17 protein-coding genes are annotated in these 25,285 nt (G+C 63.5%); 13 read left to right on the top strand and 4 right to left on the bottom strand.

Going from position 1 to position 25,285, the window contains the following annotated elements:
• The first annotated feature begins 1 nt into the window (after position 1).
• The gene (locus tag ACWUKX_RS20125; protein ID WP_456008602.1) at positions 2 to 673 is read left to right on the top strand and encodes a GNAT family N-acetyltransferase; all 672 of its coding nucleotides are present in this window, start codon (positions 2 to 4) and stop codon (positions 671 to 673) included.
• 62 nt (positions 674 to 735) lie between these two features.
• Here the strand turns inward: ACWUKX_RS20125 and ACWUKX_RS20120 are convergent, their stop codons facing one another.
• The gene (locus ACWUKX_RS20120; protein WP_029349714.1) at positions 736 to 1,020 is read right to left on the bottom strand and encodes an SCP2 sterol-binding domain-containing protein; all 285 of its coding nucleotides are present in this window, start codon (positions 1,018 to 1,020) and stop codon (positions 736 to 738) included.
• A 500-nt stretch (positions 1,021 to 1,520) separates the two neighbouring features.
• On the opposite strand from ACWUKX_RS20120, the gene ACWUKX_RS20115 reads away from it, so the two are divergent.
• Positions 1,521 to 2,942 (top strand): hypothetical protein, encoded by a 1,422-nt coding sequence (locus ACWUKX_RS20115; RefSeq protein ID WP_456008601.1) that lies wholly within the window; start codon positions 1,521 to 1,523, stop codon positions 2,940 to 2,942.
• 78 nt (positions 2,943 to 3,020) lie between these two features.
• Here ACWUKX_RS20115 and ACWUKX_RS20110 read toward each other — a convergent pair whose 3' ends face one another.
• Together ACWUKX_RS20110 and ACWUKX_RS20105 are read right to left on the bottom strand one after the other, a co-directional pair.
• Positions 3,021 to 4,664, bottom strand: coding sequence for an MFS transporter (locus ACWUKX_RS20110; RefSeq protein WP_287087315.1), 1,644 nt, complete (start codon positions 4,662 to 4,664; stop codon positions 3,021 to 3,023).
• A 309-nt stretch (positions 4,665 to 4,973) separates the two neighbouring features.
• Positions 4,974 to 6,005, bottom strand: coding sequence for a histone deacetylase family protein (locus ACWUKX_RS20105; protein ID WP_029349719.1), 1,032 nt, complete (start codon positions 6,003 to 6,005; stop codon positions 4,974 to 4,976).
• Positions 6,006 to 6,173: 168 nt separating this feature from the next.
• Here ACWUKX_RS20105 and ACWUKX_RS20100 point away from each other — a divergent pair, with 168 nt between their 5' ends.
• The 8 genes from ACWUKX_RS20100 (at position 6,174) to ACWUKX_RS20065 (ending at position 16,925) form a co-directional block, all read left to right on the top strand.
• A complete protein-coding gene (locus tag ACWUKX_RS20100; RefSeq protein ID WP_456008599.1) occupies positions 6,174 to 7,841 on the top strand; it encodes an amidohydrolase in 1,668 nt (555 codons plus the stop codon).
• 126 nt (positions 7,842 to 7,967) lie between these two features.
• On the top strand, positions 7,968 to 9,062 hold the full coding sequence (locus ACWUKX_RS20095) for an ABC transporter ATP-binding protein (protein WP_456008598.1): 1,095 nt from the start codon (positions 7,968 to 7,970) through the stop codon (positions 9,060 to 9,062).
• Complete coding sequence (locus tag ACWUKX_RS20090) at positions 9,062 to 9,985, top strand: ABC transporter permease (RefSeq protein WP_128343406.1); 924 nt, start codon at positions 9,062 to 9,064, stop codon at positions 9,983 to 9,985. Before ACWUKX_RS20095 ends, ACWUKX_RS20090 begins: the two co-directional genes overlap by 1 nt.
• Positions 9,978 to 10,781: an ABC transporter permease gene (locus tag ACWUKX_RS20085; protein WP_091594807.1), complete on the top strand. Its 804-nt coding sequence runs from the start codon at positions 9,978 to 9,980 to the stop codon at positions 10,779 to 10,781. The genes ACWUKX_RS20090 and ACWUKX_RS20085 overlap by 8 nt, the downstream gene beginning before the upstream one ends.
• 28 nt (positions 10,782 to 10,809) lie before the next feature.
• Positions 10,810 to 11,844 (top strand): ABC transporter substrate-binding protein, encoded by a 1,035-nt coding sequence (locus tag ACWUKX_RS20080; protein WP_128344629.1) that lies wholly within the window; start codon positions 10,810 to 10,812, stop codon positions 11,842 to 11,844.
• A gap of 237 nt (positions 11,845 to 12,081) precedes the next feature.
• Positions 12,082 to 13,278: a serine hydrolase domain-containing protein gene (locus tag ACWUKX_RS20075; RefSeq protein ID WP_456008597.1), complete on the top strand. Its 1,197-nt coding sequence runs from the start codon at positions 12,082 to 12,084 to the stop codon at positions 13,276 to 13,278.
• 24 nt (positions 13,279 to 13,302) lie between these two features.
• Positions 13,303 to 14,484 (top strand): serine hydrolase domain-containing protein, encoded by a 1,182-nt coding sequence (locus ACWUKX_RS20070; protein WP_456008596.1) that lies wholly within the window; start codon positions 13,303 to 13,305, stop codon positions 14,482 to 14,484.
• A gap of 128 nt (positions 14,485 to 14,612) precedes the next feature.
• The gene (locus ACWUKX_RS20065) at positions 14,613 to 16,925 is read left to right on the top strand and encodes a Tex family protein (RefSeq protein ID WP_456008595.1); all 2,313 of its coding nucleotides are present in this window, start codon (positions 14,613 to 14,615) and stop codon (positions 16,923 to 16,925) included.
• Here ACWUKX_RS20065 and ACWUKX_RS20060 read toward each other — a convergent pair whose 3' ends face one another.
• Positions 16,926 to 17,822 carry a LysR family transcriptional regulator gene (locus ACWUKX_RS20060; RefSeq protein ID WP_456008594.1) on the bottom strand — a complete coding sequence of 299 codons (897 nt, stop codon included), beginning with the start codon at positions 17,820 to 17,822 and terminating at the stop codon, positions 16,926 to 16,928.
• Positions 17,823 to 17,924: 102 nt separating this feature from the next.
• On the opposite strand from ACWUKX_RS20060, the gene ACWUKX_RS20055 reads away from it, so the two are divergent.
• From ACWUKX_RS20055 to ACWUKX_RS20045, 3 genes are all read left to right on the top strand, one after another.
• Complete coding sequence (locus ACWUKX_RS20055; protein ID WP_456008593.1) at positions 17,925 to 19,115, top strand: acyl-CoA dehydrogenase; 1,191 nt, start codon at positions 17,925 to 17,927, stop codon at positions 19,113 to 19,115.
• A 375-nt stretch (positions 19,116 to 19,490) separates the two neighbouring features.
• The gene (locus ACWUKX_RS20050) at positions 19,491 to 22,868 is read left to right on the top strand and encodes a transglutaminase family protein (RefSeq protein ID WP_456008592.1); all 3,378 of its coding nucleotides are present in this window, start codon (positions 19,491 to 19,493) and stop codon (positions 22,866 to 22,868) included.
• A 6-nt stretch (positions 22,869 to 22,874) separates the two neighbouring features.
• A complete protein-coding gene (locus ACWUKX_RS20045) occupies positions 22,875 to 25,280 on the top strand; it encodes a circularly permuted type 2 ATP-grasp protein (RefSeq protein ID WP_456008591.1) in 2,406 nt (801 codons plus the stop codon).
• The last annotated feature ends 5 nt before the right edge of the window (positions 25,281 to 25,285 follow it).

The raw sequence follows: 25,285 nt of genomic DNA, 5'->3' as shown, positions 1-25,285 counted from the left end.
GATGGCCGCAAAGCTGCCAGAGGGGGTCGGCTCAGCTGTCGCGACCTCTCTTGGACTGTGTGCGGCCGGCGCTTCAGGCGCGGCGACCCCCTCTGTCGCCCTCGGCGACATCTCCCCCTCGAGGGGGGAGATTGCTGGCGCCTTCGTCATCACCGCCGAAACCGCTGCCGACGTTTCGGCGCGCGAGGCTTTGCTCGATCGCGCCATGGGGCCGAAGCGCCGGAAAAAATCGTCGGAAAAGCTGCGGCGCGGCCGCCGGCCTTCGGAAGGCTTGGCCTTTATCGCGCGCGATGCATCGGGCGCGGTCACAGGCACCGTGCGGCTCTGGGATGTCGTGCTGGGCGAGGGCGGTAGGTCAGCCCTTCTGCTTGGCCCGCTCGCCGTCGATCCGACAATCAAGAATGCCGGCATCGGCTCGGCGCTGATGCGCCATGCAATGGCTGAAGCCGCCCGCCTCGGCCATGCAGCGATCTTGCTGGTCGGCGATGCGCCCTATTACGAGCGCTTTGGGTTTTCGGCCGAAAAAACCGGCGCGCTGGCCATGCCTGGACCTTATGAGCGGCACCGCCTGCTGGCGCTGGAACTGGTGGAAGGCGCGCTCGCCGAGGCGCGGGGCACGCTGAGGGCGGCAGGGCGCAAGCTGAAGGCACAACGGCTGCCGCTCGCTGCCTGACGGATCGGAAACAAGCCGCCGTCCGTCGGGCGGCGGCTTGTTTTCATCCCGAGTTGGTTGGATCAGCCGATCAGCTGGCTCAGTGCCATGGCGACGCTCATGTCGCCTTCGACCTTTATCTTGCCGGACATGAACGCCATGGTCGGGTTGAGATCGCCTGCTATCAGCGACTCCAGATCGTCGAGCGAAAGCTTTATGGTGCAGTCGGCCGGCGCGTCGGTGGTCGAGACATCAGCGCCGTCGATGACGATGACACCGTCGCTGCCGGTGTCGAATTTCACGGAACGATCGAACCCGGCACTCGCCACGCGCGCGCTGATCTTGTCGGCAATTTCCTGAACGCCCATGGCCGTTCTCCTCGTCTCGTTGCGTTTGTCGCAGAATGGCACTTCGATCTGGCCGAAGTCGCCATCTTGCGCATTTCGCGATCACGGTCGCTGGCGCATATAGCTTTGGGTTGACGTTTACGTCAACGCGGTTCCCCGAGATGAGGATGGGTTTAATCGCCGCAGCGAAGCTGCTCCGCGAGATCTGTCGGGCGAAGGTTAGGGCGCCCAGCAGCCCGCCTGTCACGTCATGTCTGTAACTCTGGCGACGTTCCCCCCGGTGGGTTGTTCCAAAGCCGGCTGCAATCGGGGCAGTTACACGCTTTACGTCATTCAAACAGACGAGGACACTGGCCAAGCCTGTCCCTAGCGTGGACTCGGGCCTCATGCGCTCAGAGTGGTGTAAACGGGACCATGACAGCAGGTTCAAGCGCGGTCATCTCACGCGGCGACCGCGTCAGGGGAGGTAGGATGAATCCGTGTCCGGGAGGCGAGGGTCTACAGGAAGGGGACGTTCAGTCATGAAAATCAAAAGTCTGATCAAGCGTGCCGAGAAGGTGGACAGAGCATTCGAGCAGCTCGAAGCCGATTTGGCGGATGCGTTCGATGAGTGTCTCAACCTAGATGACCAGTCGCCGTTGGAGAACGTCCCGGATGAGGATCTCGCGGCAAAGAATGACAACTCTCAGCCTGAGGACGATGCGGACACTCCCGAGATCGCACGACGGCTGACGTCCCATACACAAACCCGACTGGCTGCGTTAAATGCCGTTGATGGGCTCTTTGATGATGCGCGGGAGTATCTGGAGGAGATCAACACGAAACTGTCGGAGATCGCGACCTCACATCATCTGACAGGCGAATTCCTGAAGCTGCTTCACGGGGACATTCTTCGCGCCAACGAACTGGAACTGGCAAATGTCAGCCTGACCACGCAGCAGAGAGTGCTGTCGGAGCAACTCCACGATGCGACCAGGAAGCAGCGCGAGCGGGAAAGCGCTGTCGAGGCCCTGCAGCAGCGTGAGATGAGCCTGGTCGAGGACAAAGAGGCACTTCGCGGTGCGCTGGCTGCAGCAAGGCTGGAACTCGTCGTTGCAGGCAATGCGAGCGCAGAACGCGAAGCGGAGTTCGGCGACCTCGTCAAAACGCTTTCGGCCAGAACGGCCGAGGCCAACAGATGCGCGCGCGAGAACGAGATACTGCGGGAAAAACATGTCAGCCTGTCGATCGATCTCGACAAGGCGCTGAAACGGGAAGCTGAGGCGCGGCACAGGCTGGATGAACTCTCGACAATTCATGCCAGTGATGCGACGCGACTGTCGGAACTGCTGGCTGCGCTTGGCAAGAGCGAGAAAGAGGAGATGCGGCTGCAGAAATCGCTCGATATCGCGCAAGCGAAGCTGTCGGAAATGACGGAAGCGGCCCGTATCATGGAAAGTGACAGGGAAGCCGAGCGTGCGCGTAGTTTCACGGTGATCGGCGGCCTGCGTTCTGAAATTCGCAACCTCCAATCACGATTGGAAATTGCCTCGAACGAGAACAGTCAAGCCGCCAGCGAGATCGCCAATCTCAAGGCTCAATGGAGCGACGCTGTGGCCGAAAAGCAAATTGCGGAGGAAAGGTTGTCCGCTCTCAGAAAGGAGAACGAAAACGACAAGATACACCTTTCGACGGTGAGCGCGAATTTTTCGCAGCTTTCCCTGCAGCAGGCATCCGAACAGATACAGCTCGATGTCCAGAGACAGGAATGCGAGGATCTGCGAGCCGAAGTCGCGTTGCTCGATGCTCGGGTCAAGGAACTGTTGCCCTATGAGCGTCTCCACAAGGTCACAAACGCCAGACCGCATGAGAACGGCGTGGTCGAGATCACCGGTGTCGTGGCGGAGAAGGCCCGCGCCACAAGCAGGCGGCGCGTCCGTACGAGCCTGCGCGCTGCATCCTAAGGCGCGGGTGGGCCGCGCCGATTAGAGCCATCAGCTTAGAGCGTCATGTGCTCATCCAACTGGACACACCGGCACGGCCTAATGCTCGATCGGTCCTTTCGGCATGACGATCGCCGTGCCGGCGGTTGTCGGACGCTCGATCATGCGGCGGACGCGCGGCGGCTCGTCGCCGCTGTGCAGTGCCCGTACGCGCTCGCCGACAACGGCGTCGGCATGGGTGGCCCGCTTGTTGTGGCGGATGTATTCGAGCCATGTCGGCGTGTGATAGTGCTCGATCCATATTGCGGGATTTTCGAGATCGCGCGCCAGCGTCCAGTTGCGGGCGCCGTCACGGCGGCGGATGCGGCCGCGTTCGGCCATGGTGGCCAGGAATTCCGGCACGTCCTCCTCGCGGATGATGTATTCGATCATGATGGCGATGGGGCCGCTGCGCAGTTTTAGGTCGAGCGCAAGATGCGGCTCCTTGAAACGGTTGGTAGGATCGAGGTTGAGCACTGCCTGCTGCGGCAAAGGCAGCAAGAGGCCGATCGCGCCGCCCGCCAGCATCGCGACGGCAGCCGCGATCAGCGCGAATTCGGCGCCATGCGCATCGGCGACGACACCCCAAATCCAGCTGCCGAGCGCGATGCCGCCGAAGGTCGCCGTCTGATAGACCGAGAGCACCCGGCCGACCACCCAGCGCGGCGTCGACATCTGCACCGTGACGTTGAAATGCGACAGCGCGATCACCCAGCAGGCGCCGCCGATGAGCAGCCCGAGCGACGTCTGCCAGGCGTGGTCGCTGACAGCGGCGTTGAAGGCGCAAAGCGCGAAGCCGGCGAATGCCATGCGCACCATCGTCTCGCTGGACAGGATCTGCCTCAGCCGGACGCTGATCAGCGCGCCGCCGACGGCACCGATACCGAACGCACCGAGCATGATGCCGTAGGTCAAGGCATCGCCCTTGACGACATCGCGCGCTACCAGCGGCAGCAGCGCCAGAACCGCGCCGGCGCTGAAGCCGAAAGCCGCACCCCTGACCAGCACCTTGCCGATATTGGGCGACATGGCGACGTAGCGCAGGCCGGCGCCCATCGCCGCCCCCAGCGTCTCGCGCGGCAGTGTCGAGGCTGGCAGGTCTGGCTTCCAGCGGGCAAGCACGATGAGGAGCCCGACATAGCTCAAAGCGTTGGCGGCAAAAGCCGCTGCAGCACCTGCGGCGGCAACGATGATGCCGCCGATCGCCGGGCCGACGCTGCGCGTCAAGTTGAAGCCCAAGGAGTTGAGCGCGACGGCAGCCGGCAGCTTGGCGCGCGGCACCATATCGCCGACAGAAGCCTGCCATGACGGGTTGTAAAGCGCCGTGCCGCTGTTGATCAGGAAGGCGAAGGCGAGCAGCGTCCACGGCGTTATCAAGCCAAGATAGGTGAACACGGTCAGCAGAACCGAGACGACCAGCATGAAGATCTGGGCAATCAGCATGACCTTGCGCCGGTTAAAGCTGTCGGCGATGGCACCGGCAACGAGCGCAAACAGCATGATCGGCAAGCTGGTCGAGGCCTGGACCAGCGCGACCTGATAGGACGAGGTGGCGATCGTGGTCATCATCCAGGCGGCGCCGACGCCCTGGATCAAGCCACCGAAATTCGAAACCAGACTGGCGGACCATACGGCGCGGAAAATGCCGTGCCGGAACGGCGCCAGCGCGGAGACGCGTTCGCTGTCCGGCTCGTCGTCGATCATAGATGCTTCCCCGACTTCAAATGCTGCCTTCTTCCAGAATCGATCCCCTCATACCGTTCCTTCAAGGTAGAGCATGACTTCGCAAAGGGCGAAGGCCTTTTCAAAGGAGATCATGGTCCACAACAGGATAGCGTGCGCTGGAACAAGTCAGCGGCACCCTTGCAGGCGGCGTGAAGCGCTTCGGTGAGGGCGGACTTTGGGCCAGCCGATGCGACTGCGGCCTGCTAAATTTTTACGAATGTCGTTATCTCAAACCGCTGCGCACCCTCGGATCAAAACGCCCGAGGGGCAGGCTATGGGCGACATGCATTACCGATCTTCGAATCCGGTCAGCACGCCGACGGCGTTGATGCCGATTTCCTCGACGGCATAGCCGCCTTCCATGACGAACAGCGTGGGCAAGCCGAGCTTGGCGATGCGACGGCCAATCTTTGGATAGTCGCCGCTTTTCAGCTTGAACTTGCTGATCGGGTCCTTCTCGAATGTGTCGACGCCAAGCGAGACGACAACGACGTCGGGAGCGTAAGCCGCAAGTTTCGCGCAGGCGTCCTCCAGCGAAGCATTCCAGGCGTCCCATGCGGTGCCGAACGGCATGGGGTAGTTGACATTGAAGCCTTCGCCGGGCCCTGAGCCGCGCTCGTCGGCATGGCCAAGGAAAAACGGATATTCGGTCATCGGGTCGCCATGCAGGTTCAGCACCTGCACGTCGCCGCGGCCGTAGAAGATCTCCTGCGTGCCGTTGCCGTGATGGTAGTCGACATCGAGGATCGAGACGCGCTTGGCGCCCTGGTCGCGGAACCATTGCGCGGCAACCGCGGCGTTGTTGATGTAGCAATAGCCGCCCATGAAGGCAGCACCGGCATGATGGCCGGGCGGGCGGCAGAGCGCGAAGGCTGATATCTCGCCGTCCTTGACCAGGGCGCCCGCAGTCAGCGCCACGTCATAGGACGACTTGATCGCCTCCCAGGTGCCTTTGACGAAGGTGGCGCCGCCGTCGAAGGAGTAAAAGCCAAGCAGCGCATCGATGGTGCTGGGTGGTACATCGCCGCGCAAGCCGCGCGTCGGCCAGGTGAAGGGGATGGCCGAACCTGTCCGGCCCGACGCTTCCCAGAGCGGCCATATGGTCGGCAGGAAATCGATGTAGTCGCTGGTGTGCACTCTCCTGGCGGCGGCGAGGTCGTGGGTCTCGGGTGGCAGGATCGGGCCGAGCTTTTCGCTCTCCACCCTCGCCTTGATGAACTCGGCGCGCGAGGGCTTCTCGAAGGCCGGCACGATGCTGCCTGAAATGAGTTCGAAATTGCCGGCATGGCCGGCGTGGAGAGGGGAGAAAACAGTCTTCATTTTGGCGGCCGGTTCGCTCTTCGAGTTGCGTGTCTGTCGTTGACGGACTGCTTTGTGGCAGAGAGTTTCAGCCCCGCCAAGAGCATTCCGGACCGCTGTTGCGAGTGGCAGCGGACGGCTTGCCAGGCGCCAATACTCTGCTAGCCTAAGCTCAAACGGGAGAAAATTATGCCGCTATCGGCCGATCTGATCGTCGAGAACGCCAGTATATTGACGATGGATCCCGATACTCCCCGCGCCGAAGCCATAGCTATCAGGGACGGCGAAATCATTGCGATCGCAGATCGCGCGACCGTACTGGAGCACAAGGGACCCGGCACGCGCGTTATCGACGCCGAGCGCGGCTCGGTCGTCCCCGGCTTCATCGAAGCGCATATGCATCTTTTCGCCGGCGCGGCCGAGCTCGATCACCTCCAGCTGATGGGCATCCACGGTTTCGATGCGCTTTGCGATGCTGTTCGCCATTATGCAGCAAAGCGGCCGGATCTATCCGTCCTGCAGGCGCAAGGCGCCGACTATACCATCCTGTCGGCGACTGAGCGGGTCAGCCGCCATCACCTCGACCGCATCCTGCCGGACCGTCCCTTCGTCATGGCGGCGCCCGACCACCACACAATGTGGGCGAACACCAAGGCGCTGGAATTGGCCGGCCTGCTTAGAGGCAAGCGGCTTGGTCCCGGCAATGAGATCGTCATGGGCGACGACGGGCTGGCCAGTGGCGAATTGCGTGAGGGCGAGGCCTTCGGGCCGCTGATCGCGCTGGCCGGCGAGGATCGCGTACGGCTCGGCCTGGCCACCGGCGGCGAGCCGGACCCGAAGCCGACGCCGGCGGAGCAGGCCTCCGACCGGGCGATCATGCGCCGCGGTTTGGAATGGTGTGCCAGGCACGGTATCACGTCGATCCAGAACATGGACGGCAATTTGCACCAGCTCGAACTCCTGTCCGAGATCGAGACCGAAGGCGGCTTGCTGTGCCGCGTGCAGGTGCCGTTCCACTATAAGAATTTCATGACCCTCGACATGCTCGACAAAGCCTCAGTGATGGCAGAGCGCTACCAAGGCGAATGGCTGTCGTCGGGCATGGTCAAGGTGTTCTACGACGGCGTGCTCGATTCGTGGACGGCGGTGATGGTCGAGCCCTATGCGGATCGTCCGGATTGGGTAGGCGAGCCGCTTTTCACGCCGCAGCAATTCATCGATCTTGCCGTGGCCGTCGACAGGCGCGGGCTGCAGATGGCGGTGCACTCGATTGGCGACGGCGCCGTGCGCGCCGTGCTCGACGGCTACGAGGCAGCGCAAAAGGCGAATGGCAGGCGCGACAGCCGGCATCGGGTCGAGCATATCGAGGTGGTCACCGCCGCCGACGTGCCGCGTTTCGCAAAGCTTGGAGTCATTGCCTCGATGCAGCCACCGCATCCGCCGGGCAGCATGGGCGTGCCGCTGGAACCAACGGTGTCGCGCATCGGGCCTGCCCGCTGGCCTCTGAGCTATGCGTGGCGGACGCTGAAGAATGCCGGCGCGCGCGTCGTCTTCGCTTCCGATTGGCCGGTCTCGCCGATCGATCCGATTCTGGGCATTCAGGCGGCAGTGCTGCGCAAACCATGGGCAGACAGCGATCCCGACCAGAGTTTCTCGCTGCATGAATCGCTTGCGGGCTATACAGTGGAAGGCGCCTATGCCGAGTTCATGGAGCATCGCAAGGGCCGCCTGAAGTCAGGCTTTCTGGCTGATCTCGTGGTGCTCTCAGGCGACATCGAGGCGACCGCGCCGGAAGCGCTGCATACGGTGCGGCCGATGACGACGATCTGCGGCGGCAAGGTCACTTATCAGGCCTGACGGTGGCACGGGAATTGCGTTCTGAATCGACATTCAGATGTATGCTTGCCAAGCCATGCGCCGTGTGCTGACAATCGAGTGGGAACTGGATCCGCCCTGAAGAGCGGACACAAGAATGGGGTAATCGTGCCGGAACAACCGGGTAAAAGTGCAATTGAAGTTCGTGGCGTCCGCAAGGTATTCGGTACCGGGGAGTCACAGGTCGCCGCCCTCGACACGGTTTCGGTGTCGATCCGCGAGAATGAGTTCTTCACGCTGCTTGGTCCGTCCGGCTGCGGGAAGACAACGCTTCTGCGGCTGATCGCCGGCTTCGATTTCCCGAGCGCCGGCGAGATCCTGCTGCATGGCCAGGACATCGCACCGCTGCCGCCGTTCAAGCGGCCGGTCAACACCGTGTTCCAGAACTATGCGCTGTTCCCGCATATGACGGTGGCCGAGAACATCGGCTTCGGCCTCGAAATGCTCGGCAAGCCCAAAGCCGAAGTGAAGGCGCGGGTTGCCGAGATGCTGAAGCTGGTCAAAATGGAAGCGCTCAGCGGCCGCCGCACCAGCCAGATATCGGGCGGCCAGCAGCAGCGCGTGGCACTGGCGCGGGCGCTGGCGCCGCAGCCGAAAGTGCTGCTGCTCGACGAGCCGCTGTCGGCGCTCGACTTCAAGCTGCGCAAGGACATGCAGATCGAGCTGAAGCGGCTGCAGCACGAGACCGGCATCACCTTCATCTTCGTCACCCACGACCAGGAAGAAGCGCTGACCATGTCGGACCGCATCGCGGTGATGTCGTCGGGCAAGATCCTGCAGGTCGGAACGCCTTGGGATATCTATGACAAGCCGGCGGAGCGCTTCGTCGCCGACTTCATCGGCGAGACCAATTTCCTGACCGCGGCCATATCAGGCATGGCCAACGGCAAGGCACGGGCGACGCTCAAATCCGGCGCGACGATCGACGCGACCGTGGCTGAGGGCTTTCAGCCGAAGGACAATGCCACCGTGGTGGTCAGGCCCGAACATGCCAAGCTGACCAGCGGCAAGGGCGACCTGTCGGGCACGGTCGAAAACATCGTCTATTTCGGCACCGACACGCATATCCATGTTCGACTGGACAGCAGCGAGTCCTTCACCGTGCGCCAGCAGAACACGCGCAGCGCCGGCTGCGGTTTCGAGCGGGGAGACAAGGTCGGCATTTCGATCGGCAACGACGCCGCACAAGTGCTGAGGGACTGATGGCGAGCGCGGAAGAAGTCGCCAAGGAAGCCGAACGCAGAGATATCCGCGATCGCTGGCTGCTGTCAGCGCCGGCACTGTTCATCATCTTTCTGGCGGCGACCGGCCCGCTGCTGATCGTCGTGATCTATTCGTTCCTGACGCCGGGCCCCTATGGCGACGTGGTGTGGAAATTCTCTACCGACGGCTGGCTGTCGGTGGTGATGCAGCGCGACATGTTCGACGACACGCTGGCTTTCGCCGACGCGCATCTGTCGATCTTCTGGCGTTCGATAAGCCTGTCGTTCTACACCACCGTGCTGACGTTGCTCTTCGGCTTCCCCACAGCCTATTTCATCGCCACGCGACCGCCGAAGACGCGCGAGGTCTGGGTTTTCCTCGTCACCATTCCGTTCTGGACGAATCTCCTGATCCGCACCTTCGCCATGCAGCAGGTGATCCGCAACGAAGGGCTGGTCAACACGGCGTTGATGGCGCTCGGCATCATCAAGCAACCGCTGCAGATCATGAATACCGACGCCGCCATCTTGCTCGGCATGATCTATATCTACCTGCCTCTGATGGTGCTGCCGATCTACGCCTCGATGGAGAAGCTCGACTTCCGGCTGGTCGAGGCCGGATATGACCTCTACGCCGGTCGCTGGCAGGTTCTGCGCCGCATCATCTTCCCGTTGATCAAGCCCGGCGTCATAGCCGGCTCGATACTGGTCTTCATTCCCTCGCTTGGCGCCTATGTCATTCCGCGGGTGCTGGGCGGCGGCAAGAACATGATGCTCGGCAACCTGATCGAACTGCAGTTCGGCGCGGGCCGTAACTGGCCGCTGGGCGCGGCCATCTCAATTACGCTCATGGTGCTGGTGATGATCGCGCTCCTGTTCTACGTGCGCAACGCATCATCCGGGTCGGAGGGCGCCCATGGCTAAGCGTCCGTTCGACATCCAGGCGCAGCCCGGCTTCGGGTTCATGGCGCTTCTGACCTTCTTCGCGCTCTATCTGCCGATCGCGGCGCTCGTCACCTATTCGTTCAACACGGCGGATTCGCTTTCGCGCTGGGATGGCGTCTCACTGCGCTGGTTTATTTCGGCCTGGCACAATTCGGCCGTGCAGGACGCCTCCGTCCGCTCGCTCGTGCTGGCGGTCTCGGCCGCCGCGCTGTCGACGATCGCCGCCACCATGGCTGCGCTGGCCACGACTCGCACGCGGCCCTATCCCGGCCTTACCTTCAAATACGCCTTCATCAACCAGCCGCTGATGGTGCCGGAGATAGTCACCGGCGTCGCGCTCCTGATCGTGTTCTCGCGCATCAAGGTCTGGACCGGTTACTCAGGACTCGGTTACCTGATCGCCGCGCACACCGCCTTCTGCATCCCGTTCGCTTACCTGCCGATCCGGGCGCGGCTGGAGAGCATGGACCTGACGCTGGAGCGCGCAGCCGCTGACCTATACGCCACGCCCTGGAAAGCCTTCCGTTTCGTGACGCTGCCGCTCTTGAGGCCGGCCATCATCGCGGGCTTCATGCTCGCCTTCGTCATTTCGCTCGACGATGTGGTCATCACCGAATTCGTCAAGTCCGGCGGGCAGGATACGCTGCCCACCTACATGCTCGGCCAGTTGCGGCGCGAAACGAGCCCGGAAATCAATGCGATCGCCACGGTATTCCTGGCGCTGTCGGTGGTGCTCGTAACCGCGTTCTACTTCGTCAATCGGCGCAAGCCATGACCAACGATTGCCAAACGGGAGAATAGCAATGAAATGGAAGACCACGGCTGCCACGGCGGTATTCGCATTGTTTGCCTTTGCGGGCAGCGCGTATGCGGAAGGCGAACTCAACATCTTTAATTGGGGCGACTACACCAGCCCCGAGATGATCAAGAAGTTCGAGGATACCTATAAGGTCAAGGTGACGATCACCGACTACGACTCGAACGACACCGCGCTAGCAAAGGTACGCGCCGGTGGTCATGGCTTCGATATTGTGGTGCCGTCGGCCAACTACGTGCCGATCTGGGTGAAGGAAGGGCTTCTGCTTGAGGCCCGGCCCGACCAGATGGAGAACTTCAAGAATGTCGACGAGCGCTGGGTGAACGTTCCCTGGGATCCGGGCCGTCACTATACGGCTCCGTGGCAGTGGGGCCTGACCGGTATCGGCGTCAACACAAAGGTCTATGACGGCGACATCAACACCTCGGCCATCTTCCTCGATCCGCCGAAGGAACTGGTTGGCAAGATCAATGTCGCGCCGGAAATGAACGACGTGCTGTTCGCCACCATCAAGTATCTGGGCGGCGACTGGTGCACGGACGACAAGGAACTGCTCAAGAAAGTTCGCGACAAGCTGGTGGAGGCCAAGCCGAAATGGCTGGCCATGGATTATAGCGTGACCGAGAAGCTACCGGCCGGCGACTATTCGGCCGTCTACTACTGGAACGGCGCCATCATGCGCTCGCGCATCAAGAACCCCGACATCAAGTTCGGCTACCCGAAGGAGGGCTTCCCCTTTTTCATGGACAGTGTTGCCATCCTCAAGGATGCCAAGAATGTCGACAACGCCAAGCTGTTCATGAACTTCATCATGGATCCCGAGAACGCGGCCATGATCTCCGCCTTCGCCAAATATGCCAATGGCATCAAGGGCTCGAAGGCATTCATGCCAGCCGACATGAAGGATGCGCCCGAACTGGTGGTACCGCCAGAACTGGAGAAAGCGGGCGAGTTCCTCACCCCTTGCTCGCCCGAGGTGCAGCAACTCTACACGCGCATCTGGACGGACGTTCAGAAATAGCGGCACTCCGCCTTCTTCCGCGCGAGCCGGAAGAAGGCGGGTCAAGGGCCGGATGAGGGGTAGCGCTGAATTCGCAGCGTTCGCGCCGCCCCTCACCTGGCCTGCCGGCACTGCCCTTCGCCATGGCGTCGGGCGTTCGTCACTCGAAAGGCCCATTCGGGGGCTTTTCGTCCGCTGTGCAGACCGCTCCTCATCCAAGTGAACGGAAGAGCGGCATGCGGCGGCAGGGAAATTCTCATGCAGTCTTACCCCAACAGCGAACCGGTGCCGCCGATCATGCAGGGGTCGCCGCCCAAGATGGTGCCGCCGAAGCTCGACTGGGATAGGGGACCCTGGAACCGGTGGGCGTTCCAGCACATCCGCGAAATTCTGCCGACCGTCGAAGTCTGGCGCGGCAATGGCCATCGCCGCCGGTTCGAGCGAGCCGAAGTCGATCTCGATGCGCTGCCGGTGAACGACAGCACGGGCGCACCGACGACGCTGGCCGGGCTGCTCGACGAAACCTATACGGACGGGTTGCTCGTGCTCAAGGACGGCAAAATCGCCTATGAGCGCTATTTCAACGGCATGGTCGAGCGCACGCTGCATCTGTCGCAGTCGATGGCGAAGTCGGTCACCGCTTCGGTGTTCGGCATACTGGTCGGGCGCGGCCTGATCGATCCGGCCAGGCCGGTGACGGCCTATCTGCCGGAGCTTGGTGCGACCGGCTGGGCGGGCGCCAGCGTGCAGCACGTGCTCGACATGACGACAGGCGTGCGTTTTTCCGAGGAATACACAGACCGCTATTCCGATATCGGCCAGGTCGATGTCGCCAGCGGCTGGAAACCGGTGCCGCCGGACAGCGATCCGGCCTTCGAGTGGCCGTCGCATATGTTTGAATTGATCCTGCGGCTCAAGGAGACAAGCCGGCCGCATGGCGCTGCCTTCGAATACCGTTCGATCGAGACCGACGTGCTCGCCTTTATCATGGAGCGGGTGACCGGCAAGCGGCTGGCGCAGCTGGTTTCGGAGGAACTCTGGCAAAAGCTCGGGGCGGATGAAAGCGCCTGTTTCACCGTCGACAGCGCCGGCTACGCCTTGGCCGATGGCGGCTTCAACGCCACGCTGCGCGACTATGGCCGCTTCGGCCAGCTGATCCTCGACAATGGCGGCGGCGTGGTGCCGGCCGACTGGATCGAGGCGACGCGCAATGGCAGGCATGGGCCGGATTTCAATCCCAGCCTGCCGGAAGGCAGCTACCGCAACCAGTTCTGGATCGAGGATCCGCGCTCACGCGCGCTGATGTGCCGGGGCGTGTTCGGGCAGCTGATCCATATCGACTGGAACACGAGAATGGTCGTGGTGAAGCTTTCGAGCTACCCGGATTTCACCGACATCGCCTATTCGGTGGCGACGATGAAAGCCGTGCACGCGATCGCCGCCGCGCTGGCCTAAGTTCAAAAAAATGGAATGAAACGCATGACCGGCAAGACCGCGTTCGAGACCAGATATGGCTTTGGCCGCAACCAAGTGCTGCTCGGCAATTGGCGCGAAAGCCCGTTCAGCCGGTGGTCGTTCCAGAATGTCGGCGAGTTGGTGCCGAGCGCACGCATCGCAACTGTGCCGGGCAGCGACGAGATACCGGTTCAGAATCTGAGCGGGCTGCTTGACGAAAAGGTCGCGCTAGGTCCCGTTTCGGAGACCGTGGCCGCCTTCCTCACGCGCTCCGACACCGACGCGCTGACGATCATGAAAGGCGGCAAATTCGTCGGCGACTGGTTCGCACCGCATATGCAGTTCGGTGCGCGCCACATCATCTTCTCGATCAGTAAGTCGCTGACCGCCATCCTGGCCGGAATACTGGAAGGCGAAGGGATCTTTGATCCGCAGGCGCCGGTGACCCGCTATCTGCCGGAAGCTGCCGGCTCTGCCTATGGCGACGCCAGCGTGCGGCATGTGCTCGACATGACCATCAGCCTCGACTTCGAAGAAGCGTATCTCGATCCGGAGAGCGCCTTTGCCCGCTATCGCCGTGCGACGCTGTGGAACCCGGGTGGCGGCACCGAAAGCCTAGTCAATTTCATCCTGACGCTGCAGCGCCTTGCCGAGCCGCATGGCCGGACGTTCCGCTACCGCTCGCCCAATTCCGACCTGCTCGGCATCCTGCTCGAACGCGCATCCGGCCAGCGCTTCGCCGAGCTGATGCACGAGAAATTGTGGCTGCCGCTCGGTACAACGAGCGAAGCGTCGGTGACGGTAGACAGCGAAGGCACCGCCCGCACGGCCGGCGGCATTTCCGTCACGCCGCGCGATCTGGCGCAGGTCGGCGAGATGATGCGGCAAGGCGGCACGGCCAATGGCCGCCCCATCGTGCCGGAAGCCTGGGTGCGCGACACTGTCAGCACAGGCGGAGACAGCGAGGCCTGGCAGCGTGGCACGATGGCGTTCCTCTTTCCGCAAGGCCGCTACCGCAACAAATGGTACCAGACGGGCGCGGCAAGCGGCGCTTTCTGCGGCATCGGCATCCACGGCCAGTGGCTCTATGTCAATCCGAAGGCCGAGGTCGTCATTGCAAAGATGTCGTCGCAGCCGGAGCCGGTCGACGAGCCGCTCGATGTCGATATAGTCGCCTTCTTCGAAGCGCTGAGCCGGATGGTCTGATTCGATCCAGGCCGACCGCCATCGCAGCTTTCCTGTGGACCTATTGGGCGGTTGAAAACGCCGCGGTTGGCGGAGCGACGCTCTGCGCTTATGGTCGCCGCTCTTTTCGACAAGACAGCAGGAACGACATGGCATCCGACACCAAGCGCATCGCAGCCATCATAGCAGCCGAGATCGCTGCCCGGCCCGAACAGGCCGCCGCGGCGATCGGGTTGCTTGACGAAGGCGCGACGGTGCCGTTCGTGGCGCGCTACCGTAAGGAGGTCACCGGCGGTCTGGACGACACGCAGCTGCGCCTGCTTGCCGAGCGGCTCGCCTATCTGCGCGAACTCGATGCGCGCCGCGACACCATCCTTGGTTCGATCCGCGACCAGGGCAAGCTGACCGAAGAGCTTGAGGCCAAGATCGCAGCGGCCGCCACCAAGGCGGAACTCGAAGATATTTATCTGCCCTACAAGCCGAAGCGCCGGACCAAGGCCGAGATCGCCCGCGAGCGCGGGCTCGGACCGCTGGCCGAGGCCATCCTTGCCGACCGCGCGGCGGTGCCCGCCGAACTGGCGCTGGCCTACATCGGCGAAGAGGTGGCCGACGCCAAGGCGGCGCTCGAGGGCACGCGCGATATCCTGTCCGAGCAGTTCGCCGAGAATGCCGATCTGGTCGGCAAACTGCGGACCTACATGAAGGAACGCGCCTTCATGCGGTCGCGCGTCGTCGACGGCAAGCAGGAGGCCGGCGCGAAGTTCTCCGACTATTTCGACCATGTCGAGCGCTGGGCCAACGTGCCGAGCCATCGCGCGCTGGCGATGCTGCGCGGCCGCAACGAAGAGGTGCTGTCCCTCGACATCGAGATCGATGCCGACGACGCGTCACCGGTGAAGCCGGTCGAACGGATGATTGCCGACGCCTACGCCATCGGCCGCCATTTGCCGGGCGATCGCTGGCTGATGGAGGTGGCCGGCTGGACCTGGCGCATAAAGCTGTCGCTGCACCTGACGCTCGATTTGATGCGAGATCTGCGCGAGCGGGCCGAGGAGGAGGCGATCCATGTCTTCGCCCGCAATCTGAAGGATTTGCTGCTCGCTGCCCCGGCCGGCTCGCGCCCCACCATGGGCCTCGATCCCGGCATCCGCACCGGCGTCAAGGTGGCGGTGGTGGACGGCACAGGTAAGCTGTTGGCGACGACGACGGTCTATCCGTTTCCGCCAAGGAATGATGTGCGCGGCACGCAAGCCGAACTCGCAAAGCTCATCCGCCTGCACAAGGTCGAGCTGATTTCCATCGGCAACGGCACCGGCAGCCGCGAGACGGAAAGGCTGGTGGCCGACATGCTGTCCGATATGCCTGCCGAGTCCGGGCCGAAGCCGCTCAAGGTGATCGTCAGCGAGGCGGGTGCCTCGGTCTATTCCGCCTCGGCAACGGCGGCGGCGGAATTTCCCGGCCTCGACGTGTCGCTGCGCGGCGCGGTGTCGATCGCGCGGCGGCTGCAGGATCCGCTCGCCGAACTGGTCAAGATCGAGCCAAAGTCGATAGGCGTCGGCCAGTATCAGCACGATGTCGACCAGTACCGGCTCGGCCGCTCCCTGGAAGCGGTGGTCGAGGACGCGGTCAATGCCGTGGGCGTCGACCTCAACACCGCCTCGGCGCCGCTTCTGGCGCGGGTGTCGGGTCTTGGCACATCGCTGGCCGAGGCCATCATCGCTCACCGTGATGCGGCCGGCCCCTTCGCCAGCCGTCGTGACCTGTTGAAGGTCTCTCGCCTTGGACCCCGCGCGTTCGAGCAATGCGCCGGCTTCCTGCGCATTCCCAACGGCACCGAACCGCTCGATGCCTCGGCCGTGCATCCGGAGGCCTATGGCGTGGCGAAAAAGATCGTCGCCGCCTGCGGACGCGACGTCCGCTCGCTGATGGGCGACAGTGCCGCTCTCAAGGTGCTCGATCCGCGGGTCTTCGTCGATGAGCGGTTCGGCCTGCCGACAGTGCGTGATATCCTGGCGGAACTGGAAAAGCCCGGCCGCGATCCGCGCCCCGGCTTCAAGACCGCGACGTTTGCCGACGGTGTCGACGACATCAAGGATTTGAAGCCCGGCATGCTGCTGGAAGGCACTGTCACCAATGTCGCGGCGTTCGGCGCTTTCATCGATATCGGCGTGCATCAGGACGGCTTGGTGCATGTCTCGCAACTGGCCGACCGTTTCGTCAAGGACGCGCATGAGGTGGTGAAAGCCGGCGACGTGGTCAAGGTGCGTGTCGTCGAGGTCGACATCAAGCGCAAGCGCATCGGCCTTTCGATGCGTCGGGATGGTGACGGCGGTACACCGAAGCCGCGCGACAATGGCAACAGACCGGTGCCGCGCGCGCCGGCGCCGCAGCGTCAGCCGGAGCGGTCCGCGCAGCAAGGCACGTTCGGCGCCGCATTGGCCGATGCGTTGAAGCGGAAGTAATCACCCTACCACTGGTACGCGACTGAGCAGCCAGTCGCGAAAGCTGGCGACCGGCGGATGGCCGCGCTTGTCGTGCGGCACAACCAGGTAATAGGCGCTGCGGCTTTGCATCGGCCGGCCCGGCGCCGGCACGAGTTGGCCGCGCTGCAATTCGCCTGAGATGAGGACCTGCGGCAGCAGCGCCACGCCGAGCCCGGCCATGCAGGCCTGGGCGGCGGTGCCGAATTGCTCGAACTGCATGCCCGGCCCGGTCGGCGCGCTCAAACCCTGATGCTCGAACCACTCGGTCCATGCGCCGGGCCGTGTCGCCATATGCAGCAGCGGCAGGCGACCGAGATCGGCGGGTGTGGCAATGGCGCGGCCGGCCAGAAATTCGGGCGACACGACAGGCGCCACCTCTTCGCGGACCAGCAGCGTCGAGTCGGCGTCCGGCCAGTCGGGCAAGCCGAAATGGATGGCGGCGTCGAGCCTTTCGCGAGCGAAGTCGAAGCGGCCGATGCGGGTGACGAAATTGATGGTAATGTCCGGGTTGTTTTCGACGAAATCCGGGATGAGCGGCATCAGCCAGCGTGTGCCGAAGGTCGGCAGGATGGCGAGGTTCAAGATGCCACTATGCCGATTGCTCATCAATCCAAGGGCTGCGTCGCGCAATTGACCCAGCGCGGCGCGCACCGCTTCGGCATAGATCTCGCCTGCCGCTGACAGCCTGACATTGCGGCTGTCGCGTTCGAACAGCCGCCGGCCGAACTGGTCCTCCAGCAGCCTGATCTGCCGGCTGACGGCGCCCTGGGTCAAATCGAGTTCCTGCGCGGCGGCGGTAAAGCTGCCAAGCCGGGCCACCGCCTCGAAGGCGGCAAGGGCGCTGATACCAGGCAAAAGGCGGCGCTGAACGTTCATGATCAATTACTAACGCTCATTGATCGGTGAAGCAATTTCGTTTGATTTTTTCGAACTGGAAGCCGATAAGCCCGGGCATCCCCGCATTTGGAGACCGAGGCCATGGCAGCCGACAAGAACGCATTAGTCTGGAATGATCCTTTCCTGATCGAGGACCAGCTTTCGGAAGACGAGCGGATGGTGCGTGATGGCGCCGCGGCATTCGCCGCCGACAAGCTCGCTCCCAGGATCGAGGAAGCCTATCTCGAGGAAAAGACCGATGCCGGGATATTTCGCGAGATGGGCGAAGCCGGGCTGCTCGGCATAACCATTCCGGAAGAATATGGCGGACTCGGCGCCAACTACGTCACCTATGGGCTGGTGGCGCGGGAAGTCGAGCGCATCGACTCGGGCTATCGATCGATGATGAGCGTGCAGTCGTCGCTGGTGATGTATCCGATCCACGCCTATGGCTCGGAGGCGCAGCGCAAGAAATACCTGCCGAAGCTCGCCAGCGGCGAGTGGATCGGCTGCTTCGGCCTGACCGAGCCGGATGCCGGTTCCGACCCGGGCGGCATGAAGACGCGAGCCGAGAAGACGGCGAACGGCTACAAGGTCTCCGGCTCGAAAATGTGGATTTCCAACGCGCCAATCGCCGATGTGTTTGTCGTCTGGGCGAAATCGGCCGCGCATGACAACGAGATTCGCGGCTTCGTGCTGGAAAAGGGCATGACAGGCCTCTCGGCGCCGAAGATCGGCGGCAAGCTGTCGCTTCGCGCGTCGATTACCGGCGAAGTGGTGATGGAAGGCGTCGAGGTCGGCGAAGATGCGCTGCTGCCCAATGTCTCAGGCCTGAAGGGTCCGTTCGGCTGCCTCAACCGGGCGCGCTACGGCATCTCCTGGGGTGCGATGGGCGCGGCAGAAGATTGCTGGCACCGGGCCCGCCAATACGGCCTCGACCGCAAGCAGTTCGGCAAGCCGCTGGCCGGCACGCAGCTTTTCCAGAAGAAGCTCGCCGACATGCAGACCGAGATCGCGCTCGGCCTGCAGGGCAGCTTACGGGTCGGGCGGCTGATGGACGAAGGCAAAATGGCGCCGGAGATGATCTCGATCGTCAAGCGCAACAATTGCGGTAAGGGGCTCGACATTGCCCGCCAGGCCCGCGACATGCATGGCGGCAACGGCATCCAGATCGGCTACCATGTCATGCGCCACGCGCAGAACCTCGAAACCGTCAACACCTATGAGGGCACGCATGACGTGCATGCGCTGATCCTCGGACGGGCACAGACCGGGTTGCAGGCGTTTTTCTAAACGGCCATGCCCTTCACTTCGTCATCCTCGGGCTTGACCCGATCCATGCCGTGAGTCGAGGCGCCGCTGCGGTGCAGGATCTTTCAGGGCACCGTCACGACAGTGGTTCGTGCTGCACTGCTGCATTCTTCGGTTAGCGTCACGGCATGGATGCTGGGGTCTGCGCTTCGCTCCTTGCTCCGCCCCAGGACGACGAAGACCCGAGGCCTTCGCCAATCGCAGATGCTGGAGGCCAGCGGTGGCCAGTCGTGTTAACCGGAGTTGCGTTCAATAGCTGCTTAAATTAGGTGCACCGCAACATCTCTGCTTGGAGAATGGCCAGCATTTGTGTCAGGGTTCGGCGAATTCGTTTGAAACGCCGACTTTCGGGGCCCCATGGCAATTCTGGCAGCCGTCTACCACCTGACCCATTACAAATATGACCGGCCGGTCGTTCTCGGCCCGCAGGTCATCAGGCTGCAGCCGGCGCCGCATTCCCGCACCAAGGTGCTCAGCCATTCCTTGAAGGTCGGGCCGGCGAACCATTTCGTCAATCTGCAGCAGGACCCCTACGGCAACTTCCTTGCGCGTTTCGTGTTTCCGGAACCTGTGACAGAGCTGAAGATCGAGGTCGACCTCGTTGCCGACATGACGGTTTATAACCCATTCGATTTCTTCGTCGAGCCGTCGGCCGAAACGTTTCCCTTCGAGTATCCGGAAGAGATCAGCGACGACCTCGCCATCTACCGGACGCCGGAGCCGGCCGGGCCGCTGCTGTCGGCGTTCCTGCAGACCATCGATCGCAGTCCTACCAATACCGTCAATTTCGTCGTCGACCTCAATGCGCGCCTGCAACGCGAGATCGCCTATATCGTGCGCATGGAAACCGGCGTCTTCTCACCCGAGGAAACGCTGGCCGCCAAGAAAGGCTCGTGCCGCGACACGAGCTGGCTGCTGGTGCAGATCCTGAGGAACCTCGGCATCGCCGCGCGCTTCGTCTCCGGCTATCTGATTCAGCTGAAACCCGACCTCGTTGCGCTTGACGGGCCGCCCGGCACCGCCGTCGACTTCACCGATCTTCATGCATGGTGCGAAGTCTATCTGCCAGGCGCCGGCTGGATCGGCTTCGACCCGACCTCCGGACTGCTCACCGGCGAAAGCCATGTGCCGCTCGCCGCGACGCCGCATTTCCGCAACGCCGCGCCTATTTCCGGCATGGCCGGCTTCGCCAATGTCGAGTTCGGCTTCGACATGCGGGTCGACCGCATCGCCGAGCATCCACGCATCACCAAGCCGTTCTCCGACGAAAGCTGGCAGGCGCTTGACGCGTTGGGCAACCAGGTCGATGCCGCGCTCGAGGCCGGGGACGTGCGGCTGACCATGGGTGGCGAGCCGACCTTCGTGTCGATCGACGATTTCGAGGCGGAGGAGTGGAACACCGCCGCCGTCGGCCCGACAAAACGCGAAAAAGCCGATGCGCTGATCCGCCGGCTGCGTGAGCGTTTCGCGCCCGGTGGCTTCCTGCACTACGGGCAGGGCAAGTGGTATCCGGGCGAAAGCCTGCCGCGCTGGACCTTCTCGCTGTACTGGCGCGCCGACGGGGAGCTGGTGTGGAGTGATCCATCGCTGATCGCACGGGAAAACAGCGAAGCAGTTGTCGGACCGAAGCAGGCTGAAGGCCTGCTGACGGCGATTGCCGATGAACTCGGCATCGACAAGACCATGGTCAGCGAAGCCTATGAGGACCCGGCCGAGTGGCTGCTCAAGGAAGGCAAGCTGCCGGAAAATGTCGATCCGTCCAATTCGAAGCTGGACGACCCCGAGGAGCGCAGCCGCATGGCGCGGGTGTTCGAACGCGGCCTGACCAAGCCATCGGGCTATGTGCTGCCTGTCCAGCGCTGGAACAGCCAAGCGTCCGGACCGCGCTGGCGTTCGGAGAAGTGGAAGACGCGGCGCGGCAAGCTGTTCCTAGTGCCGGGAGATTCACCGGTCGGCTACCGCCTGCCGCTCGGCACGCTGCCCCATGTGCCGCCGGCGCAGTTCCCCTATATCGTGCCGCTCGATCCTTCCCTGCCGCGCGGACCATTGCCGGCGCGCGACACTATTTTGCCTGGAGCCGCTCCTTTACCGGAGGCTGCCCCGGCCGAATTGGAAGGCGCCGACGAAATGGTGCGACGCCAGCAGGCGGCGTCCTTCACCGCCGCGACCGGCCAGCAGGACCGTGTCGAACAGGAAATCACCGAGATCGGCGGCGCGGTGCGCACCGCACTGTCGGTCGAGCCGCGCGACGGACGGCTTTGTATATTCATGCCGCCGGTCGAGGCGCTGGAAGACTATCTCGAACTGGTCGCAGCGGCCGAGAACGCGGCAAAGGTTATCGGCCTGCCGGTGCATATCGAGGGCTACGGTCCGCCTCACGATCCGCGCCTCAACGTCATCCGCGTGGCTCCGGATCCCGGCGTCATCGAGGTGAACATCCATCCGGCTGCGAACTGGCAGGACTGCGTGGCGACGACCACAGCGATCTACGAGGAGGCGCGGCAGACGCGGCTCGGCGCCGACAAGTTCATGATCGACGGCCGCCACACCGGCACAGGCGGGGGCAACCATGTCGTCGTCGGCGGCGCAACACCCAACGACAGCCCGTTCCTGCGCCGCCCCGACCTGCTGAAGAGCCTTGTCCTGCAATGGCAGCGGCACCCGTCGCTGTCCTATCTATTCTCCGGGCTGTTCATCGGCCCGACCAGCCAGGCGCCGCGTTTCGATGAGGCGCGCCACGATTCGCTCTACGAGCTCGAGATCGCGATGGCGCAGGTGCCGCATCCGGACAGTGGCAGCGCGCCGTTGCCGTGGCTGGTCGACCGGCTGTTCCGCAACCTTCTGACTGACGTGACGGGGAACACGCATCGATCGGAAATCTGCATCGACAAGCTGTTTTCGCCCGACGGGCCGACCGGCCGGCTGGGGCTGGTCGAGTTCCGCGGCTTCGAGATGCCACCCAATGCGCGCATGAGTCTGGCGCAGCAATTGCTGGTGCGCGCCATCATCGCCCGCGCCTGGAAGAATCCGCTCGATGGCCGCTTCGTGCGCTGGGGCACGTCGCTGCATGACCGTTTCATGCTGCCGCACTATGTCTGGGCGGATTTTCTCGACGTGCTGGACGACCTCAAGCTGAACGGCTTTGAATTCCGTCCCGAATGGTTCGACGCGCAGCTCGAATTCCGCTTCCCGTTCTGCGGCGAGGTCCAGCATGCCGGCATCAAGCTGGAACTGCGGCAAGCGCTGGAGCCGTGGCATGTCATGGGCGAGCAGGGCGCCATCGGCGGGACCGTGCGCTTCGTCGATTCTTCGATCGAGCGGCTGCAGGTGAAGACCGAAGGGCTTAACCCGGAGCGTCACGCGGTCGTCTGCAACGGCCGCATCGTGCCGATGAAGGTGACCGACACCAGAGAGATCGCGGTGGCGGGCGTCCGCTTCAAGGCCTGGCAGCCGGCATCGGGCCTGCATCCCGCGCTGCCGGTCAATACGCCGCTGGTCTTCGACATTTACGATCGGTGGTCGGGCCGGGCGATCGGCGGTTGCGTCTACCATGTCGCACATCCCGGCGGGCGCAGCTACGACACCTTCCCGGTCAACGGCAATGAAGCGGAGGCGCGACGGCTCGCCCGCTTCGAGCCGCGTGGCCATACGCCGTCCGGCTACGTGCTGCGCGACGAACAAGCCTCTGAGGATTTCCCGATGACCCTTGACCTCAGGCGACCTGCAAGACTCTGATCGGCCATGGCAAAGGGGAATCACAAGAAAATACGCGGCAGATCGCATAACCTGCTGGAGCATTATCAGCCGATCGACGGTGTCGTCGACGAGATGGTCGATGCATCAGGCAATCCCCGCCCGGTCTGGAAGGACTTCATCCAGGCACTGGAGGAACTGGGCCCCGAAAAGCTCGCCCAGCGCTTCGCTCGCGCCGACCAGTATCTGCGCGACGCCGGCGTCTATTACCGCGTCTACGACAAGGCCGGCGCCAATGAGCGCGAATGGCCGCTGGCGCATGTGCCGCTGCTGATCGAGGACCAGGAATGGGCCGCGATCAGCGCCGGGCTGGTCCAGCGGGCCGAGCTGTTCGAGGAAACGATCGCCGATATCTACGGGCCGAACCGCCTGGTCGAGAAGGGCATCTTGCCGCCGGGGCTGATCGCAGCCAGCCCGGAATATTTGCGGCCGGTCGTCGGCACCAGACCGGCCAGCGGCCATTTCCTGCATTTCTGCGCCTTCGAGCTCGGCCGTGGACCGGACGGCCGCTGGTGGGTGCTGGGTGACCGCACGCAGGCGCCGTCGGGTGCCGGCTTTGCGCTGGAAAACCGCGTCGCAACCACGCGTGCGCTGTCCGACATCTATGGCGAGATGCACGTGCATCGCCTTGCCGGCTTCTTCCGCCGCTTTCGCGACGCGCTGAACGGCATGGCCAAGGTATCAGGCGGCCGTGTCGCCATCCTGACACCGGGGCCGCTCAACGAAACTTATTACGAACATGCCTATATCGCCCGCTATCTCGGCATCATGTTGCTTGAAGGCGAGGATCTGACCGTCTCCGGCGGCCGGCTTATGGTGCGCACCGTTTCGGGGCTTATGCCGGTCAGCGTGCTGTGGCGACGGCTCGACGCCGCTTTCGCCGATCCGCTGGAGTTGCGGCCGGAGTCGCAGATCGGCACGCCAGGGCTGGTCGAGGCGATCCGCCGGGGAGCCGTCTCAGCCGTCAACGCGCTCGGCTCCGGGCTGATGGAAACGCGGGCGATGTTCGCCTTCCTGCCGAAGATTTCGCGCGAATTGCGCAACGAGGGGCTTCTGCTGCCGAGTGTCGCGACGTGGTGGTGCGGGCGGGACGCGGACCGTGACCATGTGCTGGCTAACCTCGACCGCATGGTGATCGGTCCGGCGCTGTCGACGCGGCTTGCCTTCGAGGATGACGATTCCACGAGGCTGGGCTCGGCGCTGGTTGCCGGGGAGCGGGCCGAACTGATAGCCCGGATCGAAAGGGACGGCGGCGACTTCGTCGGACAGGAAGCGGTGACGCTTTCGACCACACCGGTCTATGTCGGCGGCTGGCTGGAGCCGCGACCAGCAGCCCTGCGCGTCTATCTGGCGCGAACCGCGGAAGGCTGGACGGTGATGCCCGGCGGTTTTGCCCGCGTCGGCTTTTCGCTCGACCCGACGGCAATCGCCATGCAGCGCGGCGGCCAGGCGGCGGATGTGTGGGTGGTCAGCGACAGACCGGTGGAGCGCGAGACGCTGCTGCCGCAGGAGCACGACACCTTCACCCGCACCTTGCCGGGCAGCCTGCCCAGCCGCGCGGCGGAAAACCTGACATGGCTCGGCCGCTATATCGAGCGATCGGAAGACACGGTGCGCATCCTGCGGGCCTATCACGTGCGGCTGGCCGAGGCATCCGACCCGGACATGCCGCTGCTTGCCGATATCAGAGATTATCTCGAACCGTTCGGCATCGACGTCGAAACCGCGATCCCGCCGGGGCTGATCGGCACACTGGACAGCGCCGTCTACAGCGCCGGACAAATCCGCGACCGCTTCTCGCCCGATGGCTGGCTGGCGCTGAAGGATCTGTCGAAGACCATTCATCAATTCGCCACAACGGTGGCGCCGGGCGATGATGCGACGCGGGCGATGACGGTCATCCTGCGCAAGCTCGCCGGGTTTTCCGGCCTGCTGCATGAGAATATGTACCGCTTCACCGGCTGGCGCTTCCTGGAGATCGGCCGGCGGTTGGAACGCGGCATCCAGATTGCCCGCACGCTCGCCAGGCTGACCAGGGCTGCGGCGCCGGACGGCGCGCTCGACATGATGCTGGAGATCGGCGACAGCGTCATGACCCACCGGCGGCAGTATCCGGTGCAGGCCGGCCGGCGCACTGTGATCGACCTCCTGGTGCTCGATCCGCTCAACCCGCGCTCCATCCTGTTCCAGCTCGACCGGCTGAAGGCCGAAATCGCGCTGTTGCCTGCTGTCGGCGGCGAGGGGCACATGTCGCCGGCGGCGAAAGAGATCCTGCAGCTCAACACGGCGATCGCCATCAAGGAGCCATCGGACATGACGGCGCCGGCCCTGGCCGATCTCGCCAACGAGATCGGCGGCCTCTACAACAGCCTCGCCAAATCCTATTTCGGGTAGGGACG

Source organism: Mesorhizobium sp. f-mel (genome assembly GCF_053850215.1).
Note: the sequence above shows the minus strand (reverse complement) of the source record. Positions and strands in the feature narration are given on the sequence as shown.

Bases quoted from the DNA above. Each gene is read 5' to 3' on its own strand.
- ACWUKX_RS20125 (WP_456008602.1), top strand. From the start codon at position 2: ATGGCCGCAAAGCTGCCAGAGGGGGTCGGCTCAGCTGTCGCGACCTCT.
- ACWUKX_RS20120 (WP_029349714.1), bottom strand. From the start codon at position 1,020: ATGGGCGTTCAGGAAATTGCCGACAAGATCAGCGCGCGCGTGGCGAGT.
- ACWUKX_RS20115 (WP_456008601.1), top strand. From the start codon at position 1,521: ATGAAAATCAAAAGTCTGATCAAGCGTGCCGAGAAGGTGGACAGAGCA.
- ACWUKX_RS20110 (WP_287087315.1), bottom strand. From the start codon at position 4,664: ATGATCGACGACGAGCCGGACAGCGAACGCGTCTCCGCGCTGGCGCCG.
- ACWUKX_RS20105 (WP_029349719.1), bottom strand. From the start codon at position 6,005: ATGAAGACTGTTTTCTCCCCTCTCCACGCCGGCCATGCCGGCAATTTC.
- ACWUKX_RS20100 (WP_456008599.1), top strand. From the start codon at position 6,174: ATGCCGCTATCGGCCGATCTGATCGTCGAGAACGCCAGTATATTGACG.
- ACWUKX_RS20090 (WP_128343406.1), top strand. From the start codon at position 9,062: ATGGCGAGCGCGGAAGAAGTCGCCAAGGAAGCCGAACGCAGAGATATC.
- ACWUKX_RS20085 (WP_091594807.1), top strand. From the start codon at position 9,978: ATGGCTAAGCGTCCGTTCGACATCCAGGCGCAGCCCGGCTTCGGGTTC.
- ACWUKX_RS20080 (WP_128344629.1), top strand. From the start codon at position 10,810: ATGAAATGGAAGACCACGGCTGCCACGGCGGTATTCGCATTGTTTGCC.
- ACWUKX_RS20075 (WP_456008597.1), top strand. From the start codon at position 12,082: ATGCAGTCTTACCCCAACAGCGAACCGGTGCCGCCGATCATGCAGGGG.
- ACWUKX_RS20070 (WP_456008596.1), top strand. From the start codon at position 13,303: ATGACCGGCAAGACCGCGTTCGAGACCAGATATGGCTTTGGCCGCAAC.
- ACWUKX_RS20065 (WP_456008595.1), top strand. From the start codon at position 14,613: ATGGCATCCGACACCAAGCGCATCGCAGCCATCATAGCAGCCGAGATC.
- ACWUKX_RS20060 (WP_456008594.1), bottom strand. From the start codon at position 17,822: ATGAACGTTCAGCGCCGCCTTTTGCCTGGTATCAGCGCCCTTGCCGCC.
- ACWUKX_RS20055 (WP_456008593.1), top strand. From the start codon at position 17,925: ATGGCAGCCGACAAGAACGCATTAGTCTGGAATGATCCTTTCCTGATC.
- ACWUKX_RS20050 (WP_456008592.1), top strand. From the start codon at position 19,491: ATGGCAATTCTGGCAGCCGTCTACCACCTGACCCATTACAAATATGAC.
- ACWUKX_RS20045 (WP_456008591.1), top strand. From the start codon at position 22,875: ATGGCAAAGGGGAATCACAAGAAAATACGCGGCAGATCGCATAACCTG.